This window comes from Streptomyces sp. NBC_00237 (genome assembly GCF_026342435.1).
Taxonomy (GTDB): domain Bacteria; phylum Actinomycetota; class Actinomycetes; order Streptomycetales; family Streptomycetaceae; genus Streptomyces.
This window is the reverse complement of record NZ_JAPEMT010000009.1, coordinates 37,350-44,432: the sequence shown is the minus strand read 5'-3', so window position 1 is coordinate 44,432 and position 7,083 is coordinate 37,350. Positions and strand designations below refer to the sequence as shown.

The window sequence follows — 7,083 nt, the reverse complement described above, 5'->3', positions numbered from 1 at the left end:
CTCTGAGGTGCCTCGATGTTTCCGGACAGGGACCCAATAAGGTTCCCCTGGACAGGAAGCGAGGAAGCACGAAGTGGCACCGCCCAGCAAATATTCACTGGAGTTCCGTGAGGAAGCAGTCCAGATCGCGCTCCGGTCCAGCAAGACCGTTTCCGAAACGGCTCGCGAGCTCGAGCTGAATCCGGAGACGCTCCGGGGCTGGGTGAAGAAGCACCAGAAACAGTATGAGCCCCCTGCTGATGCAGATCTGACGGTGAGCGAGCGCGCTCGCCTGAAGGAGCTCGAGCGTCGCATCCGGGAGGTCGAGATGGAGAACGTCTTCCTGAAAAAATGCGCGGCGTACTTCGCGAGGGATCCCCGGTAGCGAGCAAGTACGAGTTCATCGACGAGATGCGACTCGACACGGTGGAGTACGCGTACAGAGTCGAGTACATATGCCATCTCCTCGACGTGTCCAGATCCGACTACTACGAATGGCGCGGTCGCCCAGATTCCGCGACGTCCCAGCGGCGCGGCGAATTGAAGCTTCTTATGAAGAAGGCATTCGATGGCTCCGACAGCACTTACGGCTACCGGCGCATCCATGCCCAACTGCACCGCTGGGGCCACGCTGCGGGTCTGGAGCTGGTCCGTCGGCTCATGCGCGAGCTGGGCCTGGAGTCCTGCCAGCCCAAGCCGAAACGCTTCAGCCTCACCTGCGGGGCGGCCGGCCTCGTGCCAGACCTCGTCGGCCGCAACTTCATCGCCGATGCCCCTGGGGAAAAACTCGTCGGAGACATCACCTATATACCGACTGGAGAGGGGTGGCTGTATCTCGCGACCGTCCTCGACTGCTGCACCAAAGAAGTCATCGGTTACGCAATGGACGACCACTACCAGACCCCGCTGATATCCCGGGCCATCCGTAACGCGGCACGCAACAGAAAGCTCAGCAAGGGGGCGATATTCTACTCTGACCGTGGAAGTAACTACATGTCAGGCGAGTTCGGGAAGACACTGGAACGCTACGGCCTCCGCAGATCTGCCGGCCGTACCGGCATCTGTTTCGACAACGCTATGGCCGAATCATTCTTCGGTGTCCTGAAGAATGAACGCGTTTGCCGGGTAGCGTACTTGACCCGAGAAGCCGCCCGGCAGGGCATCACCCGATACATCGAATTCTGGTACAATCGCAAGCGCCTTCACTCGGCGGTGGGATATCGACCACCACTCGAAGTCCACGCCGAGTACCAGAAGTTGCACGTCATCGCGTGAAATCAACGGCAGACACCCGTCCGGGAAACGCGAGGCCCCTCACGGGCCCGGCCCGGGAAACGGGACAGGGCGCCCGGCATACGGCGACGCGTACGCCGGTCCCTGTTCAGCCTTGTGACCTACGTGCGGGAGCCCTGCTGGTCCCACAGCCATTTCATTTCGCCGTCGAAGTACGGGCTGTCGTTGTTGTTGCTGGTGCCGTTGTGGATGTAGCTGGTCACTCCGTTGATCTTCCCGAGGCCGGTCGCGGGGTCGTACAACCGCAGCCAGGGTCCCCCGCTGCCCCCGTCGTTGAATCCGGCCGCCTCCATCATGATGTTGGCCGAGTTGACGGTGGAGGTCTTCGTGCGGCCGCTGAACTGGTCCTGGGTGTAGCCGTTGTCGTGGTTCAGGGGGTAGCCGACTATGAGGAGGTCCTCGTAGAACGATTGGCTCCAGGTCAGGCCGTTGCCACCGACCGCGTCGACCACTCGCTGGCCCCGCTCGTTGAGGTTCACGGTGACCAGCGCAAAGTCGAAGGGGGTCGATCCGGCGTCGAGCCAGGAGTCGAAGGTGCGGAAGTACTTGGCGGTGAACTTGCCGTAAGGGGCTATCTGGCCGGCCGTGTTGTAGGCGGGTATGAAGACCCAGTTCTTCATCCATACCCGGTCCGCCGGGTCGCCGCCGCCGTTGCCGCTGCCCCCGATGGCGACGCAGTGGCCCGCGGTCGCCACCATCATCTTCGACGGGCTGTTGATGGAGGCGCCCGAGCATTGGAACACCTTCCCGGGGACACGGGGGTTGGTGTACTCGATCTTGCCCACGGTGCGGATCAGCGGGAGACCGGTCGCCAGCTCCTTGCCGAACTCCTTCTCGGCCTCCTTCACCGCAGTCTTCGGCAGGCCCCTCGCCCACTCCCGTGCCGACGCGGCGGGTGCGGCTGCCGGGACGGATCCGGGCGGGCCCGTGGGCGCCTGGGCCCGGGGGCCCGCCGACGCGGCCCGGCTGGGTTTCGGGAGCCATTTGGCCTGGTCGGCAGCGGTGGCCTTCGGTAACTGGGACGCGGTATGGAACCGCTCCACCTTCCGGGCCTCGGCCGGGGTGTCCACACCGGTCGCGTGCTCGCTCGACGCGAGCCTCGCGCCCGCGTCGGTGCTGGTGTTCGTCCGAGCCGGGTCTTCGGGGCCCTGGGCGGAGGCCACAGGACCCGCCGTCAGGCCGCCGATGGCCACGGATGCCGCCGTCAGAACTCCTAGGTCGCGTATCGGGTCGTGATCAATCTGTGGGATGTGCCTTCGTGGCACGGCTCGGTCCGATAGACCGGCTGACGTGACGCGAATACAACTGACCGACGTGGAGTGGGAGTTCATTGAGCCGTACCTGCCGATCGGCGAGTACGGCCCGTACCCCGAGCGGCTGCGGCAGCAGTTCGAGGGAGTGATCTGGCGGTTCAAGACGGGCGGGCAGTGGCGGGAGATGCCGACGGAGTTCGGCGCCTGGTCGACTGTCCACAATCGCTTCCGGCAGTGGCGCGACGCCGGGGTCTTCGAGGCCCTGCTGGAGGGCCTGATCGCGGAGGCCGCGAAGCGCGGTGAGGGGGACCTGTCCCTGGTGAGCATCGACTCCACCACCGTCCGGGCCCACCATGACGCGGCCGGGATGCACCTCGACGAGGATGTCGTCACCGCACTGGAGAAGGCCGCCGCAGAGGAGGAGAAGGCCAGGTCAAAGGGGGTGGCCTCGAAGGACAAAGCGGGCAGGAGGCCGAAAGGGATCCCGCGCGGGAAGAACGAAGACGCATCCGGCGTCGGCGCAGACTCCGGCTGAAGGCCGCCCTCCTCGGACGCTCCAGAGGCGGGCAGACCAGCAAGATCCACCTCGCTGCCGATCGCAAGTGCCGCCCACTGGCGTTCATCCTGACCGCGGGCCAGGCGGCGGACAGCCCGCAGTTCATCCCCGTCCTGAACAAGGTGCGGGTGCGCGGGCCCGTCGGCCGTCCCCGCACCCGGCCGGACGCGGTCGCCGGGGACAAGGCGTATTCGTCCCGCGGCAACCGTGCCCACCTGCGCAAACGCCGCATCAAGGCGGTCATTCCGGAGAAGAAGGACCAGGCCGCCAACCGGAAGAAGAAGGGCTCCGGAGGCGGCCGACCCGTCGGCCACGACGCCGACCTCTACAAGGAGCGGAACACCGTCGAGCGCGCGATCAACAGACTGAAGGCGTGGCGAGGCATCGCCACCCGCTACGACAAGACTCCCGAGAGCTACCTCGCCGGCCTCCACCTTCGCGCCTCGATGATCTGGATCAAGGACCTCACACGAACCACCCCTTGATCACAACCAAATACGCTCCCTAGCAGCAGCTTGGTTCTCGGACGCGAAACCTTCGGTGATGTCGTACGCGTTGTCATGCATGCCCCCTGTTGGGAACAGGGGTACGGATTTCCACCCCCGTTTCCTTGATCATCGTTAGGTGCCCGGGGCGGTGGAAGAGTGCCCGAAGAGATCGAGCCGCCGCGCGCCGGGGCAGAAGAAGGGGTGCGCGCACGGGAGTCGCCCGTGATCAGCTCGGATCTCCCGGCGCGGGGGCCGACTGGAGATCACGCGCAGAGTCAGAGAGTGGCGTGATTCCACATGCGCGGCAAAGAGCGTGAGTGGTGGCCCTGGTTCATTTCTTGTGCTCTGTCGCGGTTTTGGTTCTGGGGGTGCCGACTCGCGGCAACACAACGCGCATGCACAGAAGTTACAAGTGGCCCTTCATCAACAACAGTTGAGTCGCTAGAGATACTGCGTCGGGCAGGTCTTCAGGATGCGGAAGACCTGGTCGACGTTCCAGGTGCGGTGGTCTGGGAGGGCGAGGGCCCGCATGTCTGGGGCAGCGGGCAGCCGCGGCAGCCGACTGTGAGCCCTGGACGCTGAGGTGGGGGAGCTGCCGCGCATCGCGCCGATGCTGGCCGCGCCGGGGGTACTGCCCGTTCCCGCGCGCGAGCATCTCTACGCGGTCGAGACCAAGCAGGACGGTATGCGGGCACTCGTGTACCTGCCGGGCGACGGGACGCTGGTCGTCCGGTCACGATCGGGTGCTCCGGTGACGGCCGTATGCCCCGAGCTCCATGCCCTGGCCGACGTCCTCGCCAGGGTGTCGGCCGTGTTCGACGGGGAGATCGTCGCTCTCGACCCGCAGGGCCGCCCCGACATCGAGCGGCTCCAATCGCGGATGGGTGTCTCCCCGGCGAAGGCCGCCCGGCTCGTCGCGACGGCTTCGGTGCACCTGGTGCTCTTCGACGCCCTGCGCCTGAAGAGCCGCAGTCTGCTCGACCGCCCGCTCGCCCACCGCCGCAACGCCCTTGAGGGCCTTGGGCTCCAGGGGGTGCACTGGTCGACCCCGGCCGCGGTGGTCGGTCACGCCCGCGAGGCGTACGAGCTGACGCGTGAGCACCAGTGGGAGGGCATCGTGCCCAATTCCCTGGTGAATGAGCGTGTTGAACGAGTTCAGGAGGGCCAGCGCTGTACGGCGGGGGGAGGCACACTGTGTCCCCCCCCGCCCGCCGGGATCGGAGCAGTCGGTCATACCTGCGCGCTGGATGGGGCGGCTGAAGGCGTATCTGTCAACTCTCTTTGGGGCAGCCTTCGGCCGTGCCAGCCGTGCACCGGTCCCGGGACAGCTGGAGATGCTGGATCAGCATTCGTAGGCGTATTCGGCCCTGCCCTTGGTCGAGTCCCAGGTGAAGGTGGCGGAGCGGCCGGCACCGATGCTCTTGCAACTGGGGTCCCAGGACCAGTCGACGGAGACAGTGGCGTTGATCGTATGGCTGCAGATGTTCTTGACCTGCGCCCTGCCGTTGGCGTTGCTGGTCAGCGAGGCGCAGCCGACGAACGATTCGGTTCCGGACGGTGCAGGGATGGCAGCCGCTGCGGGGACGGCTCCAGCCGCGGCGAGGGCTCCCGTCGCTATCACCATGGCCAAGGGTGTCAGGATTTTGCGAGTAAGCGACACTTCTACTACCTCTTTCCTTTGTACGTCTTCCCCACCTGCATCAGGAGGGCCGGGCCTGTTGGCCGACGCCAAGAGCTTGTTGCTCCAGAGCGCGCAGATGAATAAGAACGGGCTGTCCCGGACAGGGCGCCTGTGTCTGTCCAGCTCAGAGCCTTGTCCCAGGACAGTCCCGGACAGGACTCTGAGCAGTGGGCCGTCGGACTCAACGGGAACATGAACCCGGACCAGACGGTTGAACACGCAGGAGTTGACGGGGAAGATGAAGCTGCGGTCAGCCCCAATACGCCGGGGGTGCGCTCGAAGGCGTGAGTCAAGCTGCGGCACGTGCGGACCGCGGACTGCGTGGTCGGCGGGTGGGTGCCCGGCCGGGGAACGCGGTCCGGGCTGCCCGGCGCGGTCCTCCTCGGTGAGCGCGACGGGCCCGGCGGGCTGCGGTATGTGGGCAGCGTCGGCACCGGCTGGTCGGAGCGCGAGCGCGCGGACCTCGCCCGCCTCCTGGCCGTCGCCCAGGTCGAGGACTGCCCGTTCACCACGGTCCCGGAGGTGCCCGGTGCCCGCTGGGTGCTGCCCCGCCTGGTCGGCGAAGTTCGCTATGCCACCCGTACCCGGGCCGGACGACTGAGACACCCTGCTTGGCATCGGCTGCGCCCCGACCTGACGCCCGAGAACCTCTGACCCAGCCAGTTCGGGTCAGCGCACCGCGTACGTGCCGACCCGGTGGTGGGCGGTGTGCCGCTCCAGTTGTGCGCGCACGCCTGGGTCGCGGAGGCGGAGCTCGTTCACGTGCAGCAGCGGGTTGCTCTCGCCGGTCGGCGGGCCCGACGGCAGCAGTCGCACTTGCTGTGCGATCCCGTCCTTCCACCCGTCCGGTGTCTGGTGCCCGACGAGCTGGGGGATGACTGCGTCGGTGCCCAGGTAGATGACCTTGGGGCGGGCCTGGAGGTAGCCGCGCGGGATCTGCCGCAGCGCGGCCGGGGTCTTGGGGGTCAGTTCGACCTCGACCGCGAACAGCAGATGGGTGTCGGGGTGGATGACGACGAGGTCGGGCCAGTGCACCGACCGCAGCGCCCTCGACCGGCAGGCGGTCGACGTTGCGGTGCACCGGGTGGTCGGGGCGGACAGGGCACGGAAACCCCGGTTTGGCGCGGGAGGCGGCGCGTAGGCTCGTGATCGTCGCTGCGCCCCGCAGCGCAAGGGGAGGGGAAAAGCATGAGGGAGAAGGACCCGAACTGCGGCCTGCGCGGTAAGGACATCAAGTGGCCTGGCCGCCGTGGTGATTCGAGCTGGGGCCATGCCGATGACGCGGGCTGGGGCATCGCGCCCGACAGCCGCTGGGACTGATCCATTCGCATCGGGCACGGGAGCGTCAGCTTCTGGGCCCGGGGCCGCGTTTCGTATCTTGTGGCGCCGGGTCCGTGAGTCCCTCCGCGGCGCTCCCGTCGACGCCGGCCTTCGACGTCGCGCTGCTCCCGCTCGTACGGTACGAAGTCGATTGGTCTGCTCTGCGTTCGGCGGGCCGGGGTCGCCGCTCCCCGTTCGCCGTGCTCGCCCTGGACGAGGGCGAGCACCTGGTCCCGCTGGCCGGCATCGGCCGCATCGCGGGAGGTGGGACGGGCCGCTGTTGCCCGGTGGCGCAGCCTGCCCGGCTTCCTCGCACCGGCTGAGGGTAAGGAGGCCAGTCCGCGCTTCCGCTGCGCCGACGTGGGTCGCTGGCTGCTGGCTTACCGCAAGCTGGATCTTTCCAGCGCTGCCGCCTGCTGAGGGCCGTGCGGGCGGGCGGCTATTCGATGGGAAGCCTCCCGGAGACGTCCGCCTGAGCCCGGCAGAATCCCGGAGGGTGAGCACACGTATCCC

Annotated in this window: 7 protein-coding genes and 3 pseudogenes; 7 read left to right on the top strand and 3 right to left on the bottom strand. The window is 67.1% G+C overall.

All coding sequences use genetic code 11. From position 1 onward, the window contains the following. Positions 1-73 precede the first annotated feature (73 nt). Entirely contained in the window at positions 74-364 is a 291-nt protein-coding gene (locus tag OG897_RS40565; protein WP_266665489.1) for a transposase, read from the top strand. Further along, the gene (locus OG897_RS40560) at positions 331-1,254 is read left to right on the top strand and encodes an IS3 family transposase (RefSeq protein WP_266665487.1); all 924 of its coding nucleotides are present in this window, start codon (positions 331-333) and stop codon (positions 1,252-1,254) included. The genes OG897_RS40565 and OG897_RS40560 overlap by 34 nt, the downstream gene beginning before the upstream one ends. A 119-nt stretch (positions 1,255-1,373) precedes the next feature. On the opposite strand, the gene OG897_RS40555 is transcribed toward OG897_RS40560, so the two are convergent. Further along, complete coding sequence (locus tag OG897_RS40555) at positions 1,374-2,465, bottom strand: serine protease (RefSeq protein ID WP_266665485.1); 1,092 nt, start codon at positions 2,463-2,465, stop codon at positions 1,374-1,376. Positions 2,466-2,562: 97 nt separating this feature from the next. On the opposite strand from OG897_RS40555, the pseudogene OG897_RS40550 reads away from it, so the two are divergent. Together OG897_RS40550 and OG897_RS41130 are read left to right on the top strand one after the other, a co-directional pair. After that, positions 2,563-3,566: pseudogene (locus tag OG897_RS40550) on the top strand (IS5 family transposase). 613 nt (positions 3,567-4,179) lie between these two features. Then, positions 4,180-4,629 (top strand): annotated as a pseudogene (locus OG897_RS41130) (ATP-dependent DNA ligase); the annotation flags it as partial. 282 nt (positions 4,630-4,911) lie between these two features. Here the strand turns inward: OG897_RS41130 and OG897_RS40540 are convergent. Then, on the bottom strand, positions 4,912-5,193 hold the full coding sequence (locus OG897_RS40540) for a hypothetical protein (protein WP_266665482.1): 282 nt from the start codon (positions 5,191-5,193) through the stop codon (positions 4,912-4,914). Positions 5,194-5,514: 321 nt separating this feature from the next. On the opposite strand from OG897_RS40540, the pseudogene OG897_RS40535 reads away from it, so the two are divergent. Further along, positions 5,515-5,904: pseudogene (locus OG897_RS40535) on the top strand (ATP-dependent DNA ligase); the annotation flags it as partial. 15 nt (positions 5,905-5,919) lie between these two features. On the opposite strand, the gene OG897_RS40530 reads toward OG897_RS40535, so the two are convergent. Continuing rightward, positions 5,920-6,285 carry a hypothetical protein gene (locus tag OG897_RS40530; RefSeq protein ID WP_266665480.1) on the bottom strand — a complete coding sequence of 122 codons (366 nt, stop codon included), beginning with the start codon at positions 6,283-6,285 and terminating at the stop codon, positions 5,920-5,922. 153 nt (positions 6,286-6,438) lie between these two features. On the opposite strand from OG897_RS40530, the gene OG897_RS40525 reads away from it, so the two are divergent. Together OG897_RS40525 and OG897_RS40520 are read left to right on the top strand one after the other, a co-directional pair. After that, positions 6,439-6,570 (top strand): hypothetical protein, encoded by a 132-nt coding sequence (locus OG897_RS40525; protein WP_266665475.1) that lies wholly within the window; start codon positions 6,439-6,441, stop codon positions 6,568-6,570. Positions 6,571-6,644: 74 nt separating this feature from the next. Further along, complete coding sequence (locus tag OG897_RS40520; RefSeq protein WP_266665472.1) at positions 6,645-6,893, top strand: hypothetical protein; 249 nt, start codon at positions 6,645-6,647, stop codon at positions 6,891-6,893. Positions 6,894-7,083: the final 190 nt, after the last annotated feature.